Source organism: Chitinophaga pinensis DSM 2588, from assembly GCF_000024005.1.
In the GTDB taxonomy this organism is placed as follows: Bacteria; Bacteroidota; Bacteroidia; order Chitinophagales; family Chitinophagaceae; genus Chitinophaga; species Chitinophaga pinensis.
This window is the reverse complement of sequence record NC_013132.1, coordinates 4,085,489-4,103,880: the sequence shown is the minus strand read 5'-3', so window position 1 is coordinate 4,103,880 and position 18,392 is coordinate 4,085,489. Positions and strand designations below refer to the sequence as shown.

The window sequence follows — 18,392 nt, the reverse complement described above, 5'->3', positions numbered from 1 at the left end:
AACGATTTTTGAGGTATCCCTATAGCCAATTATATTAAATAAGAATGATATTAATTGTAGATGATAAACCGGAAAACATCTTATCCCTGCGAAAGGTCCTGGAATTGCATGATTTTGAAGTAGATACGGCGTCCTCCGGTGAAGAAGCATTGAAGAAGATACTAAGGAATAACTACGCGCTCATCATACTGGATGTACAGATGCCCAGTATGGACGGCTTTGAAGTTGCAGAAACCATTTCCGGCTATAGTAAAGCAAAGGATGTACCCATCCTTTTCCTGTCAGCAGTCAATAAAGACAAAAAATTTATTGCCAAAGGCTACGCCTCCGGCGGATTGGACTACATTACCAAACCCGTCGATCCGGATATCCTGCTGATGAAGGTGAAAACCTTTATTCGTTTATACGAGCAAAACAGGCAATTGCAGGTCATGCACGCCTCTCTCCAACAGGAAGTAGAGGTACGTAAACGTGCGCAGGCAGCTCTGAATGCCAAAGTACAGGAACAACATTCCATTCTTGAATCACTACCACAGGTCGCCTTTACGGCCCGGGCGGATGGTGCGGTAGAATATGCGAACCGTTTCTGGTTCCACTACTCTCCTTCCCTCGGACAATTCCCTGTCACATACGACCAGGAGCAGGCGCCCATCTCGGTATGGGAACATGCCATCAAAGCAGGCCTCCCGCTGGAGAAAGAAGTCTATCTCCATCACCGCCTGCATAACCATTTCCGTTGCCACCTTCTCAGGGCGATCCCCCTGGAAGAAGATGGCCAGATTGTGAAATGGGTAGGTACTTTCACCGATATCGCCCATCAGAAACAGGCCAACGAAATACTGGAGCAAAGGGTGATAGAACGTACACACGAACTACAGGAAATGAATCAGGCCCTGGAAGCCAGTAACCACGAGTTACAGCAGTTTGCTTCCGTCGCTTCTCATGACCTGAAAGAACCACTGCGTAAAATACAGTTATTCGGTACCATTCTGCGTGACCGTCATATCGGGACCAATCCCGATGCCATGCAATATATGGAGCGTATCGTCAGTTCTTCAGAACGCATGACAAGGCTGATCAACGACCTGCTGCGCTATTCCAGGCTTTCTGCCGATGTCTCTTTTGAACCGGTGAACATCAATGTAATTATCAAAGAAATACTGGCTGACCTGGAACTGTCTGTGCGGGATGCCTGTGCAGAGATCACCGCCAATGAGTTTCCGGTATTGGAAGCCGTACCAGGACAAATCAGACAGGCATTACAGAACATCATCAGCAATGCATTAAAGTTCAGTCGCGAGGGAGTAGCGCCCTGCATCCGGATCCATGCGGAACGTGTCGTGGAAAAGGAATTTGATAGTCAGCCTGCTGAAGAAGGGGCCTATTGCCGGATTACCATCAGCGATAATGGCATCGGGTTTAATGAGCTGTATCTGCCAAAAATCTTTACACTGTTCCAGCGACTGCATAGCCATGAAGTGTATGAGGGAACCGGTATCGGATTGGCCATCGCAAAGAAAGTGGTCGAAAGACATCAGGGGATTATTGGGGCCAGCAGTAAGGAAAATGAAGGGGCTACGTTTATCATCGTATTGCCATTGGAGCAAAGGCAGATGGTTAGTTAGGGCTTAACAGAGGTCTTTTACAAAGGCTACCAGTTCACGGATATTTAAGACTTTATCTACAGGAACATTATTCATCGCATAACGAGGCATAAAAGCCACTTCCGCGTTGGCAGGATCCTGTACGGCGGTAAAACCTCCCAGGTCATGAACAGCCTGTAATCCTTCGGAACCGTCCATATTAGCGCCGGACAAAAGAATACAATATAAGCGTTCAGCAAATACCTCTGCGGCCGACATAAAAGTAACGTCAATACTCGGCCGGCTGTAATGTACCTTTTCAGAGGCATCCAGCGTAAGTGAGCCATCAGGTTCTATCAATAAATGATAATCCGAAGGCGCTACATAGATACATCCCGGCATCAATATATCTTTCTCTTCCGCATCTTTTACAGGCAATACCGTTTTAACTGACAGCAGTTCTGTCAGCAGGGTATCGTTATCATTCTTACGATGTAATACGATGATCATTGCCAGTGGCCATTGGGGTTCCAGCTCAGGCAACAGTTGCAACAGTACGTCGAGACTGCCTGCAGAGCCGCCTATCACCAGCAGTTTGGGAAGAGCCGTCATGTCGAAATTTTTCTCCAGATCTTTTCTTTGTTTGCAAAGGGTTTGAATAATGGCGCTACCGTGGTAAAGCGGAGCGTTTCTTTAGCGCCCAAGGCCATGAATCCCAGTTGTTCCAGGCTGTCGCTGAAGAGATGTAATACTTTATCCTGCAATTCCTTGTTAAAATAGATCAGTACATTCCGGCAGATGATCAGCTGAAACTCGTTAAAGGAGTGGTCTGTCACGAGGTTATGTGCCGCAAAGATGATCTTCTCACGTAACCTGTCGGTGAACTTCGCATATTCATAATTGGCTGCATAGTAAGCGGAAAACTCCTGCTGTCCGCCGGAAGCCAGGTAGTTCTGCGAATACTGCTGCATATGTTGCAGGGGGAAGATGCCTTTACGGGCTTTCTCCAGCACACTTTCATTGATATCCGTAGCATAAATAACAGATTTATGCAGCAGGTTCAGTTCATCGAGCAGGATCGCCATGGAATAGACCTCCTCTCCTGTTGAACAACCAGCATGCCATATCCTGATCAGGGGATAGGTGGCCAGTACCGGTAATACCTGTTTACGGAGGATCTCAAAGAAATGAGGGTCCCTGAACATTTCTGTTACATTGACCGTGATCTGTTCCATGAGATAGATGAGATATTCGGGGTCCGATTTCACCCTGTAGCGGAACTCAGCAAAACTGGGGAATCTGTCTGCACTATATACACGCTGCAACCTGCGTTTTACTGAGGCGAATGAATAATCTGTAAAGTCATATCCATATTGCTCCAGCAAGTCATTTAACAGTACTAAAACATCCTCATCCTTCAAATGGCGTAGGCTATCCATCATTGCGTAGTCGTTCTGTTTTGCCGATGTAAGTTCGCAAAGTTTTCTGGCATTTCAATAATCGTATATCGTTATAGCTTCATATTGCAGTATAAAATAAGACGTATAGGCATTAACGACCTGTTAACCGAATTCCCAGATCCAACTTTTCCCACAATACGTATATATAATGAAATTTTACTATCTTTAGTATACCTTGTTGTCAATGTGAATCTTTAGAGTAACTATTCCAGACCTGGTCAACGCCAACTTATGCCAATTAACTTTACCAGGGGTCGTATTGTAGCGGCCTTATTGCTGGCAGGTATTACTGTCAGCGCTTTTCGTTCTCCGTCAGATAAAGGCAGGATGCGCCTGCACGGTATCACCACTGCTACCGACAGGACCGTTATTTCCTATAATGAGGATAGGACGGTCGCCGAACTGCTGACCACCTATAAGACAGAAGAAGGGAGTTATACAACGACCCGTATTCCCGTATATAAAAACGGGCGGCTTGTAAAAACGTTTGTGACAGATGATGAATCGTCACATGCGCCTACCCTTTTCGCCACATATGATTATTCGGAGAAAGGGAATATCAGGAGGATTATTTATTACCTGGATGGGCTGGTGCATAGCTATGATTCGCTGGTGTATAATAGTAGCGGACAAATCACTGCCCGTTATTTCTTCAATGATACACAGGACGGACTGGCCTTCGAAAATAATAGTTGTCAGTTCTACACCTGGGACGTAAAAGGGAATATCATCAGCGTGCATAATATGGGCCGTGTGAATAAGAAACTGCCTTTTACAAAGGCTTCCACGACTACTTATACGTACGACGATCATCCGAACGCACAGCATAGCATCCCGGCACTGCCTTACCTGGTAGACATTGCAGCCGTCAATCTTTCCGCAAATAATATCATAACAGAGACTATCACGCCCGTTACGGGTAATAACCGTATCGTGAACCAATATAAGTATGCTTACAATGAAGAAGCTTATCCGAAGCAGATCACAACGACTTATGCAGAGGGAGGCGAAACAGTGGTGACAGAACTGGAATGGAGCTGGTAATGGTCAACGCCCAATAAAAGAACACCCGACGGGCGAAAGCCTGCCGGGTGTTCTCATTTTAAATCCCTTTGTATGCACGTATTGATTACTGTGGATACAGGATCTGTGTTGCCAGAACATCACCAGCGGTGAAGCCGTTCCAGTTCAACACAAAAGAGTTCATTACAGAATTAGCATCAACACTGGGCGTACCAGGAATGAAGATACCCTGGTTCTGGTTAGTGTGATAGAAACCGATCGTGTGCCCCAGTTCATGAGTGATGGCAAACAGTTTCTGACTGGCAGGCAGACTGTTGTAGTTACTGTTGATCTCAACGCTTACACCCGGACGGCTGTTGGAGCCTGGCAGATAAGCACGTGCGATCCAGTTGGCAGACTCAAAGCCCATGAAAACTCTTGTGTCAGAGTTAGCCTGTGAAGTCACGATAGACATACCCAGTCTGGTACCATTAACGGCATTCCAGTTGTTTACTGCCCCCTGGATAGCGGTTCTCCAGGCAGTAGGTACAGCCGCATCGATGTACAGTCTCACATTGGAGTTGTAGGCATTACTGATAATGTAAGTACCTCTCCAGTGTTCAGTACCTGCGATACCGTCTGTTTTGTCTTCGTTAGCTGCACGTTTGGCCAGTTCAGCTTTCGTAATGAGCACATCGCCATCGATGATGTAGGTGTCACCTTTCAGCTCGATGTTCTCTTTTTTGAAACCTAACCTTTCCAGGTAACTTACCAATTTGTCTTCAGCTGGCTTAGCTTCTGTTGCGATTTTGTCTTTGCTACATGCAAAGAGGAACATTGACAATGCGAAGAAAAGAAAATGAATTTGACGCACATAGATTGACTGGGTTTTCTTTTTCATACTTAAGTGGTTTTTATTTGAGGGTAAAAAAAGAGCTCGCTGACAGATAAATTGAATTTACAATAAAAATGGAATGCAAAAACAATTATTACTATCACTGCTAAACGTAAACAAAGCAAAACCACAGCGACTAAAAACAAGACAGGGCAAGCCTTTGAGGCTTGCCCTGCTGCAGAGATGTTGCGGCATCAGTGCCTGTTAATTAGCACCCTGCTGCTCTTTTATAAATGTATTTATTTTTTTTCCGCTACCTGCAATCCAGACGATATCCCCCTCCAGCAAGTGCATTCCCGACTCTGGATTTAAGATCCTTCTTCCCTGCCTTTCCACGCCCAGCACAATTCCGCGGGTACGTTCACGTATACCGAGTTCACGTATAGTCTTGTTGGCAAGACGTGATTTTTTACCTATCAGGAATTGCCGCAAAGCGATCGGATCCGTATCCTGCGGCTGTGCATCAGCATCTACTGATAATGGTTCGAGAAAACTGTTGAACTTCTCCAGTTGTTCATCGGTACCAATTCCCGTGATAATATCGCCAGGAAACAGTCTTTCATATTTATCAGGTGCATAGATCTTCTGTCCGCTTCTGTTGATTAACGCAATATTTATCCCGAAGTTTTCGCGTAGAGCTAATTCGAGCAAAGTCTTACCTGATACCGGCGATAAAGGACGTATCTCCGCCACCGCAAGATGCGCGTGCCAGGGAGCGAGCACATATTTATTAATGTTGCCCACTTTAGCTTCACGTGCATTGAAATTGGAAAAGAAGCGTCCTTCGATCGTCGTATAAAACGTCTGTATCTTATGTCTTAACAGGAAAATCAAGGCAATGATACCCGCCGTTACCAATACTGCAATAGAATAAGAGAAGAAACGGTCCATAAAGAAACCGATCAGGAACACCGCCAGTATCATTCTTGAGAAACGTACCAGCAGTAAAGGTCCGCGGTACTTTTTCTGTTCCCATATATTAGAGGACGCCTGACTGCTGATATTCCGTAACGCCAGTGCCCATAGGAAAGGCATCAGTAATATCAGCGTGATCAATGCACTCGCTATACGCCCCCAGTTATACCCGTTGAATTTGATATTGATCAGCGGCAGCAGATAGTAATAAGAGAGCAAGGTGATCGCCAGGATCACCACTGCATAGATCGTCATATTAACCACATAAGAACGTAAGAGCTGTTTCCAGTCACTGACCACAGAGATCGTCTGCGTAGCTGCACTATAACGGTTCAGGGAAGTCTTCCAGCGATGTGGTAAGACGCCTGCGAGCTTCTCATAAAACGGAGCGGACAAACGTATCATATAAGGCGTGGTGAACGTCGTAACCGCAGATACGGCTACCGCTACCGGATACAGGAAATCGCTAGTTACTTTTAAAGACAACCCGAGCTGTGCAATAATGAAAGAGAACTCCCCTATCTGCGCAAGACTCATACCCGCCTGCACAGACGTTTTTAAAGGCTGACCTGAAAGCAATGCTCCTATACAGGTGCTGAGGGTTTTACCCGCCAGTGTCACCAGTGTAATAATCGCTACGGGAAGGGCATATTTCACCAGCATAGCCGGATCAATCAACATACCTACCGAGACAAAGAAAATGGCTCCAAAGAGCTCTTTTACCGGTTTAATGAGATGTTCTATCTTCTCCGCCTGGGTCGTTTCTGCAAGAATAGATCCCATGATGAATGCACCCAATGCCGGAGAGAAACCTGCCTGTGTAGCCAGTACGACCATCAGCAGACAAAGACCAATAGCCGTCACTAAGAGGGTCTCTTCATTCATCAGCTTCTTTGTTTTACGCAGCAATGTCGGAATGAAGAAGATCCCTGTTATAAACCAGGCAATGAGAAAAAAGACAAGTTTGATAACGGAATTGAGCATTTCTCCGCCGGCAAACTGCTGACTGACAGCCAGGGTTGATAATAAAACCAGCAGCACGATGGCTACCAGGTCTTCTACGACCAGGATACCGAAGACGAGCCCGGCAAACTGTTGGCCTTTAATGCCTAGTTCTTCGAATGCCCTTATGATGATGGTTGTGGATGATATAGACAATATGCCTCCGAGGAAGATGCTGTCCATGGAGGACCATCCCATCAGCTGACCGACAAGATATCCCAGGAGCAGCATAAATACGACTTCTACGATTGCGGTGATAGACGAAGAGCCACCGACTTTAATCAGTTTCTTAAAACTGAATTCAAGTCCGAGACTAAACAGCAGGAAGATGACACCAATCTCCGACCATATTTTGATATTAGCCTCGTCCGAGACTGTCGGCACGAGGGATACGTGTTGTCCCACCAGGAGTCCGGCCACAATATATCCAAGCACGAGCGGCTGCTTCAGTTTTTTGAAGATCAGTGTTGTGATAGCAGCAGCAATTAAGATCAAAGCCAGGTCGGCAATCAGCGGTGGTAAATGTATCATTCGTAAAATCCGGTTTAGTGAGTTGAGATAATTGAATAACGCCAAAGTCCCTGCCGATGTTAAAACGGTAGGGATGGCAATAAAACAGTGTAAAGTCAATTACTTCACCAGAAAATATGCTGGGGGAAAATAAGCGATCGAATGATAGTGTGCAGGTCGGGCAACAAACGCGCTGCCTGCACTTTACAGGTATATAGTGTGATCCGTCCAGGAAAAAGGCCCCTTCCGGATCCCGTACCTTCACGGGTGTCTGTTTTAACGGATACGATAAAAGACTGATGGGAGGTCGTGCACACCGTGTCGGGGAGTCTGGATTCCCCGTAATGGTTCAACTGATGGTCACATGACAGTACTCTCAGATATGGCTGGACGGAAACGGCTGTTATATCATCTTTACCGCATTCTGTCATTGCTGCGCTGACCTTCAGTCCGCAGCAAAACAGTATAATGGAAAGACACAGATAGAAAAGATTCCGCATACGGACAAAGATATCGTTTTATCCTTATCCCCGTACTTTATCGAGCAGATCGCTGAGTACAGCAGCTTCAGCGGCTGTGATCCTGTCTGCCAGATCATCATAAAAAGTATCCATCAATACATCTACGTCGGATAGGAGTTTCAGTCCCTGTGGCGTGATATTGATGTCCATTTTTCGTCTGTTATGTGGGCAAAGGCGGCGCTGTACGTACTCAAGTTTTTCGAGTTTGTCCAGCAAACGGGTTACGTCACTTGCTTTATCAAGCATGACGTCTTTGATATCGCCGGCTGACACAGGGTCCGGATGGCGTCCCTTGATGATGCGCAGGGCATTGTAGTGCTGCGGCAACAATCCGTGTTCTTTCAGGTTGGCTCCAAGGGCGTCACGTAGCCAGTTACCTGTGAACAACAGGTTTACTACGATCTTATGATAGTCGTCCTTGAACTTCCGCTGATTAATAGCTTGTTCAATCTTCATAGCCCAAAGATAATAAATATGGGTGTTGCAACATATTTGCTTTAATGTATTCTTTTAACAGTCTGTGGATATTTTAAATAAGGAGCGATCACTATATTTGTAAACCACCATTCCTGATTACAGATACCTTCCTTTTATACCATCTGCAATTTAAATTGTCTATGAATATCTTAACTACGCCATGGCCATGGTATGTTGCAGGTCCGCTGATAGGGCTGACCGTCCCCCTCCTGCTATTGCTGGGCAACCGTCATTTCGGTATTTCAGCCAATCTACGGCATATCTGTGCGGCCTGTCTGCCAAATAAAATCCCTTTCTTTTCCTATGACTGGAAAAAAGAATCATGGAATCTGTTCTTTGCGGCCGGTATTATGATTGGTGGTTATATAGCTGTCACCTTTCTGGCCAGTCCTACGCCATCTGTTATTGCGCTGCAACTGGAAACCGAATTACAGGGCTATGGCCTTTCCTACACTGGTTCCCTCCTGCCGGCAGACCTCTTTAACTGGCCGGCACTGCTGACGGCAAGGGGATGCATCCTGATGGTTGCCGGCGGCTTCCTGGTAGGTTTTGGTACCCGCTATGCCGGCGGTTGTACCTCGGGTCACGCCATCATGGGCCTCTCTAATCTGCAATGGCCTTCACTAGTGGCTACCTGCTGCTTTATGGCAGGTGGTTTTATCATGGCCAATCTGATCCTTCCTTTTATCCTTCAACTGTAAACTTATAACAATGTCTTTACATGGATACAGACTTTGAAGTGGTGAGCACCTCCACTACTAACAACGCTCCTGCAAAAAAGACCCCCTGGTGGTCTCAGCTGCAATTCCTGGCCGCTGGTATATTCTTCGGGATCATCCTGATCAAATCAGAAGTAATGTCCTGGTACCGGATACAGGAAATGTTCCGCTTACAATCCTTTTACATGTATGGCGTCATCGGTTCGGCGGTCGTGACAGGAATCATCTCCGTGCTGATCATCAAAAAGACCGGGGCTAAAACGCTGTACGGCGAACCTATAACCTTCCAACCGAAGTCCTTTAATAAGGGCCAGATCTTTGGCGGATTGCTCTTCGGATTTGGCTGGGCATTGACAGGCGCCTGTCCGGGACCATTGTTTGCGCAGATAGGGGCCGGATTCTCCGTGGTAATCGTTACGCTCTTTAGCGCAATACTGGGTACATGGGTGTATGGTAAGCTGCGGGACCGCCTGCCGCATTAGCGGATACAGCCACCCGAAGGCAGTATGGCTGATAAATACCCGTCGTTGCATATGGTGGCAGCATAACTCATTGATTACTTGCCCGCTATATACTGGGGAGATCGATTGCTTTAAACAATCATTCCCTTGCCGTCCCCAGCAGGCACTTTCCAATAGAAATTACTTGTTCTAACAAGTTTAAAATTGACACTTTTCAATCCAGGCAAGCGAAAGGAGAGATCAAACGATTACAAAGATGTTAATTTTTGGTTAACGGGACGCTAAATCATACGTTAACCAGATAAAATATAGCCTTTACCAAAATGCACTTGGAGGCTGACGGCTCTCTATTATCTTTGATATAGGTTTTTCATAGGATATGGTTAAAAAATTTAGGGCGGTATTCTTACCGCCCTTTTCCTTTTCTACTTCTTTCCGTTTATATGCTATAGTTTAGCGTTATATTAAAAGTTATTATCGGGATGACATACGCACTCATTACAGGGGCCAGTAAAGGTATTGGTCTGTCTATGGCACACGCCCTTGCTTCCAGAAAATATGATTTACTGTTAATCGCCCGTTCGGAGCAGGAACTCACTGCTGCCGCCAATGAATTGCGTAATAAATGGCAGGTAGAGGTAGCCTGGCTGGCCATTGATCTGTCCTCCCCTGAAGCAGCTGCCCGTGTCGCTGAATGGGCGGGCAGGTATCCCGTCTCTATCCTGATCAATAATGCCGGCTACGGTGTATGGGGCAACTTTTCCGACCGCTCTTTATCTGAGCACCAGCAGATGATTCAGGTGAATGCGGAAACACCGGTGGCACTTTGTCATCACCTCCTGCCTGTATTGCGTCAGCAACCACAGGCTTATATATTAAATGTCTCCAGTACGGCTGCTTATCAGGCGGTGGCCACGCTGACCTTGTATGCGGCGACCAAGTCGTTTATGCTGTTGTTTTCAAGGGGTTTGAGACAGGAGCTGAAAAAGAGTAATGTGTCGGTGACGTGTTTGTGTCCGGGGCCGGTGAAGACGAATTTTATTGATCGTGCGGGCATGCAGGCGATCAAGGAGACGGCGGATAAATACGGTATGTTGGCGGATGATGTGGCGGATATTGCCATTAAAGGCATGTTCCGGAAGAAAGCGGAGATTATTCCCGGGGCGATGAATGTGGTGACGGCGTTTATGACGCGGATAGTGCCGAAGGCAATCGTAGAAGCAGTGGCCGCCAATCTTTATAAGACCAGATAAATAATCATTTTTATTATAGATACGGGTAATATCCAGTAGGAAGAATGCACCCTTTCATTGGTTTTTCGTTATTATTTTCCTTTTCCAAATGTTTACAAGCGCTGATGTCATTGCCTTCCTGGGACTGATGCTTTAGGGCTGCGTCAGATTTGCAGATAGGATGACGGGCTGACGCCCTCCACGCATTCTTGCAACGGGGCGGGGGAAAGCGTTGAGGGCTGGGATGTTGATTAAAAGCTTGTGGATAGGGTGAACAGTGCGTGAAGGGCTAAGGCCCTTTCATCTCCATCCGCAAACCTGACGGCTGCGCATGAAGTGGCGGCTTTGTTTTAGGGAGAGATGAACGTTTGCAAAGATACCGGATGATACATGGAAGAGTTGTTTTGATTATCCTAAAAAGTATGTGTCAATGTTAATGTGATTTTACACAATCGGTAGTATGCTTAAAAAATAAGACGAATCTTGTGCAGATTCGTCTTGCTGATATGAAAGAAAGCAAATGTATTTGTGTGCTTATGTAATTATGCTTGATTTGGACAAGTGCATGTAAGCCATCCATGTAATTTACTATGCCTGGCCAGCACATTTTACTGTATATCTGATCTGATAGCTGATAGTCGACCCCTTATTTCATCACCTATATCTATTGGTAAGTGTTGCTATTCCATACACTTATCCCTTATTTATACTTTGCTGATGCTTGCTGATTCTTTATTACTCCCTGACTAATCATCTGCCGCTCCTGTGTATTATATACGGTCTGACACGATGACGAATGACCTCCATTATTTCAGGATAACACCGGCCAGTCTTTGATACAGGAGGGTCGGACTATTCTCATGTTTAGGTTCATATTTTCCGGCAATGATAGGCACATAGATCACGCGTCTGCGGCTGGCCTCTCCTATTACATTTGACTGGGCTACACGATGCCAGAGACGACCATCATGGACAGTAAGATCACCTGCATTGGGCGCGATTGCCAGTTCGTGTTTATCGGGTTTGTGACCGATAAAGTATTTCTTTCTGAACAGCATACTGAAGATGTTCTGTCTATGTGTACCAGGAATGATGCGCAATCCGCCGTTTTCCGGACGAAGATTACTCAGGTGGATACCTACATTCAGCATGGGGTTTAGTTTCCCATGCAGGAAGATATCACGTAAACCATCCGTATGCCAACCCATTTTAGTGAAAGTGCTCTCCGGACCATTCACATAATGATTCAACACCATCCCATCCTTTTCATTCTCTCCGATACGGGCGCCGGGGCCTATTAATTGTAAGAGGGTCTGTAAGCGATTGTCCTTCAGCAGATCTGAAAGTACACGCGTATGTTGATTGATAAAAGCAAATCGTTGTACTATCGGCTGACCGTCCAGATCTTTGCCATATTTCACCGGTACTCCATTCACCTTCTCTACGTTCCCCGAAATCCATCTCTGCTGCACCTCTTCTGATGCGTTGACGATCTCCTGCACCTGCTCCGGCGTCAGAAAATTAGAGAAATGGATATAACCGTTTTCTTCAAAAAATGATTGTTGCTCCTCGGTAAGCGCATTACCGAGTGTAAATGTTTGATAAGCGACAGACATAGATGCGTAGGTTTAATAAGTGTTCAGCTGTAAGTAAGCTTTAAATTAAAATCTGACTGTAATAGAAAGTGAGACTCTCCTCCCATCAGCAGAAAAACGATGGGATATAGATAATTCAGCAACAACAATAAGGGCACCTTTTGCTTATGGGTAAGCAGGAAGTCATTAAGTGATATGTGCCTGACTGGGGATGCATTATTAGTCTACTAGTTTTGTAGGATAAAGATAATTGGAATATTATTATTGAACAAAAAAATTATCTCCTCCTGCCTGCCCCCTATCCCTCGCCCCATAGTAAGAACGCGTAGAGGGCGTCAGCCCGGAATCCCATCTGAAACCGGCCAGGCCCCTAAAGACGCGAAACAACAAAACTCCAGTAATTTACCCCAACATAGCAAGAACATATAAGAAACCACCAATACTCAAAAAACTTAAGCTCACCCTTTTGACTGCTTCTCCTCAAACCGCCTCCTATTCTCCTTAATCGCCTCCATATGCTCCTGCCCCCAACTCGTCAGCTGCTGTATATGCGGCACTAAACTCCTCCCCAAGTCCGACAACTCATACTCCACCCGCGGCGGTATCTCCGGAAAAAACTGCCTTATAATCAACCCATCAGACTCCAACGACCGCAACGTCACCGTCAACATCTTCTGCGAAATATCCCCGATCGTCTGCGCAATCTCACTAAACCGCAACTTCCCCTCATGCGACAATAACTCTATTACCAAAATCGACCACTTATCGCCAAAACGATCCAACACCTGCCGTATCGGACAATCCCCTATCCATATTTTTCCATCACTATTTTTCACCATAACAAATTGATTTTCACGATCGTTACTAAAAGGTAAGTAAGTTGCCGTGACGAAACGTTATTGTTTAACATGTGTCCGCCTCCTACCTTTGTTCAGCTTTCCAAAAGAAAGTAACTCTCTTATAAGAGTAAAATTATCATAAATATTTAAAGAAATGAGAAATCGAAAATAGTGTAATACCTTAACCTAGTTTAAGATTTCTGCAACGATATATGTTGAAACATATATTCTCAAAAAAAAGATCTAATTTTAATTTTCTAAACAAGCGCAAACATGAAAAAAATCACAATCATCGCCTCTTTACTGGCACTTTCCGCAACAACATTTGCACAATCTAAATGGTCTGTAGATAAAGCACACGCTAGACTGGGTTACACTATTTCCCACATGACACTGTCTGAAAGTGAAGGTAACTTCAAATCTTACACTGCTGATATCACTGCTTCTAAAGCTGATTTCTCTGACGCTTCTTTCAACATCAGCATCGATGTAGCTAGTCTGAACACAGAAAACGAAATGCGTGACAAACACCTGAAAAGTGCAGATTTCTTTGATGCAGAAAAATATCCTACCATCACTTTCAAGAGCACTTCCTTCAAGAAAACAAGTGGTAATCAGTACAGACTGGTGGGTGATCTGACCTTCCACGGTGTAACTAAACAGGTAATGCTGAACGCAGTATACAACGGTACCCAGGAGAATGCACAGAGCAAGAAACTGGTTGCTGGTTTTACTATCACTGGTACTTTCAAACGTAAAGATTTCGGTTTCGCTACAGAAGCTCCTGCTACCATGCTGGGTGAAGATGTTAAGCTGAGGGCAAGTGGTGAATTCGTAAAAGAATAATTTAACTTACGGCAATGAAAAGATTAGTAATATTTTCATCAACACTGCTGCTCACAGCAGCAGTGTTTGCCTTCGCCGCACTGGCACAGGCATGGAACATCAGTGGCAAGTATAATATTGCCTTCTCTACAAATGAAGCAAGCGGTATCTTCAAAACCTTTAAAGGTACTATCGCTTTCGACGAAGCCAATCTGGCTGCTTCTAACTTCAGTGTATCTGTTGATGTTGCTTCTATCAACACCGGTAATGCACTGATGAACAAACACGCTAAAAGCGACGAGTGGTTTGATGCAGCGAAATATCCTGAAATCAAATACACCTCCAAAAAGATCGTAAAAGCAGGTGCTGGCTACCAGGTAACCGGCGACCTTGAAATACATGGTGTTAAGAAGGAATTCACCATTCCTTTCACTTTCAAACGCGCAGGTAACGGCGCAACCTTCGATGGTACATTCAAAGTAAATCGTAACGATTTTCATATCGGTAAACCAGGTGGCGACGTAGCTGACATGGTCAACGTAACAATAGCCGTTCCTGTTGTAAAGGGCTAATCCTTAAATCAGATATATGCTTAAAAAAATATCACTGCTTGGACTGCTCGCAGTATTAGTAGGTGGGCTTTCCGGTGTGGCTGCTCTCGTTTATCAGAAGGTGTATATTGAAACGATAGGAGAAGGATTCGTAAATGTCGCCAGTATTGCCAATATGTTCAAATACACACTGGCAGGCGCATTCGTTGCAGCAATCGGCTATTTCTTATTGAGCCTGGTGCTGAAAGGTAAAACAGACATGGTGTTTAACCTCCTGTTTGTCATCCTTACTTTCGCAAGTATACTATATCCCATCGGCCATCAACTGCCGCTGGATCAGGAATCACCTGAATTATTTCCCGGACTCGCAGTGCCTATGCACTTTTTCCCGGCGCTCGGATGGTTCGCTTTAAAGCCACTATTCGGCAAATCAATCTAACAATCCATTTGCACTGAAATTATATAAAAAGGGGCTGCTCAGTAACTGAGCAGCCCCTTTTTTATCGTCTGTACTATGACTGTCTAAGCTGTTTATACAAATGCACTGAACCCGGTGATCGCCCTTCCCACAATCAGCGAGTTGATCTCCTTCGTACCCTCATAAGAATAGATCGCTTCTGCATCCGCTACAAAACGCGCCACATTATATTCCAGCAGTATACCATTACCGCCCATTACCTCCCTCGCACGACTCACAATATCACGCGTACGCAATGAACAGAATACTTTCGCAATAGAGGCATGTTCATCTTCCAGCCTACCCTCATCCTGTAACTCCGATAAACGGTAGACCATCGTCTGCATAGCCGTCAGATTCGACAGCATCTCCACCAGGTGATTCTGGATCAGCTGGAATGAACCGATCGGGCGACCAAACTGCTTCCGCTTCTGCGTATAAGCCAGCGCATTCTCATACGCCCCCCTGGCACATCCTACTGCCAGCCAGGCGACGCCTGCACGGGTCATCCGTAATACCTTCGCTGTATCTTTAAAGGAATTGGCGTGTTGTAAACGATCTTTCTCTTCCACCACACAATCCTTCAACGTAATCACTCCGTTCTGTACTATACGCAACGCCATTTTATCGTGCATCTTCTCTACACTGAAACCCGGGGTATCCTTCTTCACCAGAAATCCTTTTACCTCATTATCATCCACATCTCTTGCCCAGATCACCAACACATCCGCAAAGGTGGCATTCCCGATCCACTTCTTCTGACCATTCAGTATCCAGGTATCCCCGTCCCGTTTGGCCGTAGTAGTAAGTCCGCCAGCCGCACCGGAACCTACTTCCGGCTCTGTCAGCCCAAAAGCACCGATCTTTTCCAGCCGCTGCATACCCGGCAACCACTCCTTCTTCTGTTCCTCCGATCCCAGCAGATAGATAGAACCCATCGCCAGACCACTCTGCACCCCGAAGAAAGTCGCCATGGAACAATCCACCCGTGCAATTTCCATTGTGATAATACCTTCCATCAGAAAAGAGGATTGAATACCGCCATACCCTTCGTAAGTCGAGCCGCAGATATCCAGGGCTGCCAGCTTCGGCAGTAACTGAAAAGGAAAATCAGATTTCACCCAGTGTTCATTGACAATAGGTTGCACCTCAGATTCCATAAATTCGCGGACCTTCAGCTGCAACGCCCTGTCCTCCGGACTCAGCATTCCGCTCAGGTCATAAAAATCACCATTTACGGGTGGTAACTCTTTTTTTCTTTCTCCGCCGCTGCTCTGCAGCATACGCATCAGACCAGAAAGTTGCTGGTCATTCATTTTACCTACAGTGGCCATTACTTTCGGCAGATCTATCTTCTCGGATAAACGCCCCAATTGTTCGAAGTCAATGTTCTTCAATAAATGGAAGGCCTGCCTGATGGTGGACAATTTAACTGCCATGGGATCAAGTATTAGTCCCTTAATTTAGCCAAAACTGTTAAATGTTCATTCCACCTGGTACAATAATTTCGAAGAATCTGTCGATATACGAATATGAGACATCTCCTCCTCTAATTTTTCGGCTACTTTTTTCCGGGCAAACAGATTATAAGGAAATCGTAACCAGACCTTAAACTTAATGGCAGGTTCTTCATTATCCAGGCGATAGCCAAAACGGATCTGTCGTACTTTACTTTTGCCCAGCGCGTTAGTGAGATGACGGACTACTTCCGCCGGATTCTCCAAAGTTGTGAACTCTTGCATGATTTGACGGCTTAGGTTTTACTCTCCAAAAGGCATTTCAATAAAAAATATTAACTCTAAAGTTCATTTCACGGACTTTCATGGGACCAGGACGGTAGACTCAGCAATGAATTTATGGATCTAATCAGGTATCTTTGGGCGAACACGTATCCTACTATGTAACGCTGATGAAACTATACCTATTCTCCCCCATCGAAAAAAAATACCGGGAGGAGTTTAATCAACATACGAGACAGCAGAATATTAAAGTAACTGCATATATAGCACTGATCGTCGCCATTGCGGCTATCTGTATCAGAGTGGCATCCTGGATCATCCCTTACCAGGAGATGCTGTTGCCGCAACGTTATACTGAATACGTTGTTATTAATAACTGCATGATCAGCATTTCTGTGTTGTTTGCCTGTCTCCTTTTTATCATTAAGAAAAAGCCTCAACCAAAGCAGCAAAATCGATACCACTTTGTCAGTATCCTCTATACGCTTTTATTTACAGGCAGTTGCATGTCCCTGACATTCGTCGCACAACACAATCCCAAAAATACAATGACAATGCTGTTGCTTGGATTACTCACTGTGGGGGTGTTGCTTATTTTCTCGATCCGCAACCTGTTGCTGGTCGCCGGACTCTCCATTGTTACATTTGTATTATTCTTCGGTATATTCCAGGTTTCAGAGGATACACGGGCACTCAACTACGTCGCTTTCTGGCTGATCATCGCCTGTTTCATGGTTGTTTCCCGCCTCATATATTCATATCATGCGAACTATTTTATCAAGCTGAAAACTATTGAAGACAAAAACGAGGAAATCCAACGCACCAACAAACTGAAAAATGAGATCTTAGCCATCGTTGCACACGATCTCCGGAATCCAATTGCGGGTATCCGTTCAGTTACACACCTGATGCAGGAATATCCCTATACGCCGGAACAGGAAGACAAATACCTCTTCTGGATAAAAGATGCCTGCGAAACGGCCGACCAGATTATTGAAGAATTACTGCTTGCAGCGAAACAACGGGAAAGTGCTCTCTTACAGACAGACTACATCTCACTGAACGAATGGCTCCAGGAGGTACGCGATAACTGGTTACAACAATCCGGCTTTAACAGGGCGATATTACTGGAATTACCTCCTGAAGAACTGAAAGCCCGGATACATACCGGGAAAATGCAAAGGGTAGTAGATAATCTGCTGCACAATGCGGCTAAATTCACGCCCATAGAAGGTGATATTACAATCGGTATGCGCCGGCACAGGGGCGGTGTCCGTATATCCATTGCAGATACGGGTATAGGTATTCCCGAAGCACTGATTCCGAACCTCTTTGATCAGTTTACCAGTTCCAGCCGCAAAGGCTTAAATGAAGAACCTTCCAATGGCCTCGGACTTCATATCTGTAAACAACTCGTACACGAACATGGTGGCAGAATTTATGTACATTCACAGGAGAATAAGGGAACGATATTTAGTATAGACCTGCCATTTACGCTGTTTTAAGAAAGCATTGGAATGAAGGACGGAGGATACGGATAGCACCTGCCATTTATGCTACTGTGTAAACGCCTGTTCATTTGCCAGGTCTCTGACTATAGTCAACCTAC

General features: G+C 45.3%; 18 protein-coding genes. 9 read left to right on the top strand and 9 right to left on the bottom strand.

What is annotated here, in order from left to right:
• Positions 1–44 precede the first annotated feature (44 nt).
• On the top strand, positions 45–1,625 hold the full coding sequence (locus CPIN_RS16570) for a hybrid sensor histidine kinase/response regulator (RefSeq protein ID WP_012790981.1): 1,581 nt from the start codon (positions 45–47) through the stop codon (positions 1,623–1,625).
• Positions 1,626–1,628: 3 nt separating this feature from the next.
• Here the strand turns inward: CPIN_RS16570 and CPIN_RS16565 are convergent, their stop codons facing one another.
• Positions 1,629–2,195, bottom strand: coding sequence for a chemotaxis protein CheB (locus CPIN_RS16565; protein ID WP_012790980.1), 567 nt, complete (start codon positions 2,193–2,195; stop codon positions 1,629–1,631).
• A complete protein-coding gene (locus CPIN_RS16560; protein ID WP_012790979.1) occupies positions 2,192–3,025 on the bottom strand; it encodes a CheR family methyltransferase in 834 nt (277 codons plus the stop codon). The genes CPIN_RS16565 and CPIN_RS16560 overlap by 4 nt, the downstream gene beginning before the upstream one ends.
• A 249-nt stretch (positions 3,026–3,274) precedes the next feature.
• Between CPIN_RS16560 and CPIN_RS16555 the strand changes: the two genes are divergently transcribed.
• Positions 3,275–4,087: a hypothetical protein gene (locus CPIN_RS16555; protein WP_044218923.1), complete on the top strand. Its 813-nt coding sequence runs from the start codon at positions 3,275–3,277 to the stop codon at positions 4,085–4,087.
• A gap of 85 nt (positions 4,088–4,172) precedes the next feature.
• Here CPIN_RS16555 and CPIN_RS16550 read toward each other — a convergent pair whose 3' ends face one another.
• The 3 genes from CPIN_RS16550 to CPIN_RS16540 all read right to left on the bottom strand — a co-directional run bounded on the left by CPIN_RS16550 (position 4,173) and on the right by CPIN_RS16540 (position 8,344).
• Positions 4,173–4,946 (bottom strand): M57 family metalloprotease, encoded by a 774-nt coding sequence (locus CPIN_RS16550; RefSeq protein ID WP_012790977.1) that lies wholly within the window; start codon positions 4,944–4,946, stop codon positions 4,173–4,175.
• 198 nt (positions 4,947–5,144) lie between these two features.
• Positions 5,145–7,388 (bottom strand): monovalent cation:proton antiporter family protein, encoded by a 2,244-nt coding sequence (locus CPIN_RS16545; protein ID WP_012790976.1) that lies wholly within the window; start codon positions 7,386–7,388, stop codon positions 5,145–5,147.
• Positions 7,389–7,891: 503 nt separating this feature from the next.
• Entirely contained in the window at positions 7,892–8,344 is a 453-nt protein-coding gene (locus tag CPIN_RS16540) for a MarR family winged helix-turn-helix transcriptional regulator (protein WP_012790975.1), read from the bottom strand.
• A 161-nt stretch (positions 8,345–8,505) separates the two neighbouring features.
• Between CPIN_RS16540 and CPIN_RS16535 the strand changes: the two genes are divergently transcribed.
• The 3 genes from CPIN_RS16535 (at position 8,506) to CPIN_RS16525 (ending at position 10,798) form a co-directional block, all read left to right on the top strand.
• The gene (locus CPIN_RS16535; RefSeq protein ID WP_012790974.1) at positions 8,506–9,066 is read left to right on the top strand and encodes a YeeE/YedE family protein; all 561 of its coding nucleotides are present in this window, start codon (positions 8,506–8,508) and stop codon (positions 9,064–9,066) included.
• Positions 9,067–9,086: 20 nt separating this feature from the next.
• Positions 9,087–9,566 (top strand): DUF6691 family protein, encoded by a 480-nt coding sequence (locus CPIN_RS16530; RefSeq protein WP_012790973.1) that lies wholly within the window; start codon positions 9,087–9,089, stop codon positions 9,564–9,566.
• Between the two features lie 461 nt (positions 9,567–10,027).
• Entirely contained in the window at positions 10,028–10,798 is a 771-nt protein-coding gene (locus tag CPIN_RS16525) for an SDR family NAD(P)-dependent oxidoreductase (protein ID WP_012790972.1), read from the top strand.
• 785 nt (positions 10,799–11,583) lie between these two features.
• On the opposite strand, the gene CPIN_RS16520 is transcribed toward CPIN_RS16525, so the two are convergent.
• A complete protein-coding gene (locus CPIN_RS16520) occupies positions 11,584–12,393 on the bottom strand; it encodes a phytanoyl-CoA dioxygenase family protein (protein ID WP_012790971.1) in 810 nt (269 codons plus the stop codon).
• A gap of 437 nt (positions 12,394–12,830) precedes the next feature.
• Positions 12,831–13,211: a winged helix-turn-helix transcriptional regulator gene (locus CPIN_RS16515; RefSeq protein ID WP_012790970.1), complete on the bottom strand. Its 381-nt coding sequence runs from the start codon at positions 13,209–13,211 to the stop codon at positions 12,831–12,833.
• 273 nt (positions 13,212–13,484) lie between these two features.
• Between CPIN_RS16515 and CPIN_RS16510 the strand changes: the two genes are divergently transcribed.
• The 3 genes from CPIN_RS16510 to CPIN_RS16500 are packed head-to-tail and all read left to right on the top strand — an operon-like array spanning position 13,485 to position 15,026.
• The gene (locus tag CPIN_RS16510; RefSeq protein ID WP_012790969.1) at positions 13,485–14,057 is read left to right on the top strand and encodes a YceI family protein; all 573 of its coding nucleotides are present in this window, start codon (positions 13,485–13,487) and stop codon (positions 14,055–14,057) included.
• A 14-nt stretch (positions 14,058–14,071) separates the two neighbouring features.
• Positions 14,072–14,608, top strand: a complete 537-nt coding sequence (locus tag CPIN_RS16505) for a YceI family protein (protein WP_012790968.1) — start codon at positions 14,072–14,074, stop codon at positions 14,606–14,608.
• Positions 14,609–14,624: 16 nt separating this feature from the next.
• Entirely contained in the window at positions 14,625–15,026 is a 402-nt protein-coding gene (locus tag CPIN_RS16500; protein ID WP_012790967.1) for a hypothetical protein, read from the top strand.
• Between the two features lie 92 nt (positions 15,027–15,118).
• Here the strand turns inward: CPIN_RS16500 and CPIN_RS16495 are convergent, their stop codons facing one another.
• Entirely contained in the window at positions 15,119–16,483 is a 1,365-nt protein-coding gene (locus CPIN_RS16495) for an acyl-CoA dehydrogenase family protein (protein ID WP_012790966.1), read from the bottom strand.
• Positions 16,484–16,528: 45 nt separating this feature from the next.
• The gene (locus CPIN_RS16490; RefSeq protein WP_012790965.1) at positions 16,529–16,786 is read right to left on the bottom strand and encodes a hypothetical protein; all 258 of its coding nucleotides are present in this window, start codon (positions 16,784–16,786) and stop codon (positions 16,529–16,531) included.
• A 134-nt stretch (positions 16,787–16,920) separates the two neighbouring features.
• On the opposite strand from CPIN_RS16490, the gene CPIN_RS16485 reads away from it, so the two are divergent.
• Complete coding sequence (locus CPIN_RS16485) at positions 16,921–18,288, top strand: sensor histidine kinase (protein WP_044218918.1); 1,368 nt, start codon at positions 16,921–16,923, stop codon at positions 18,286–18,288.
• Positions 18,289–18,392 lie beyond the last annotated feature (104 nt).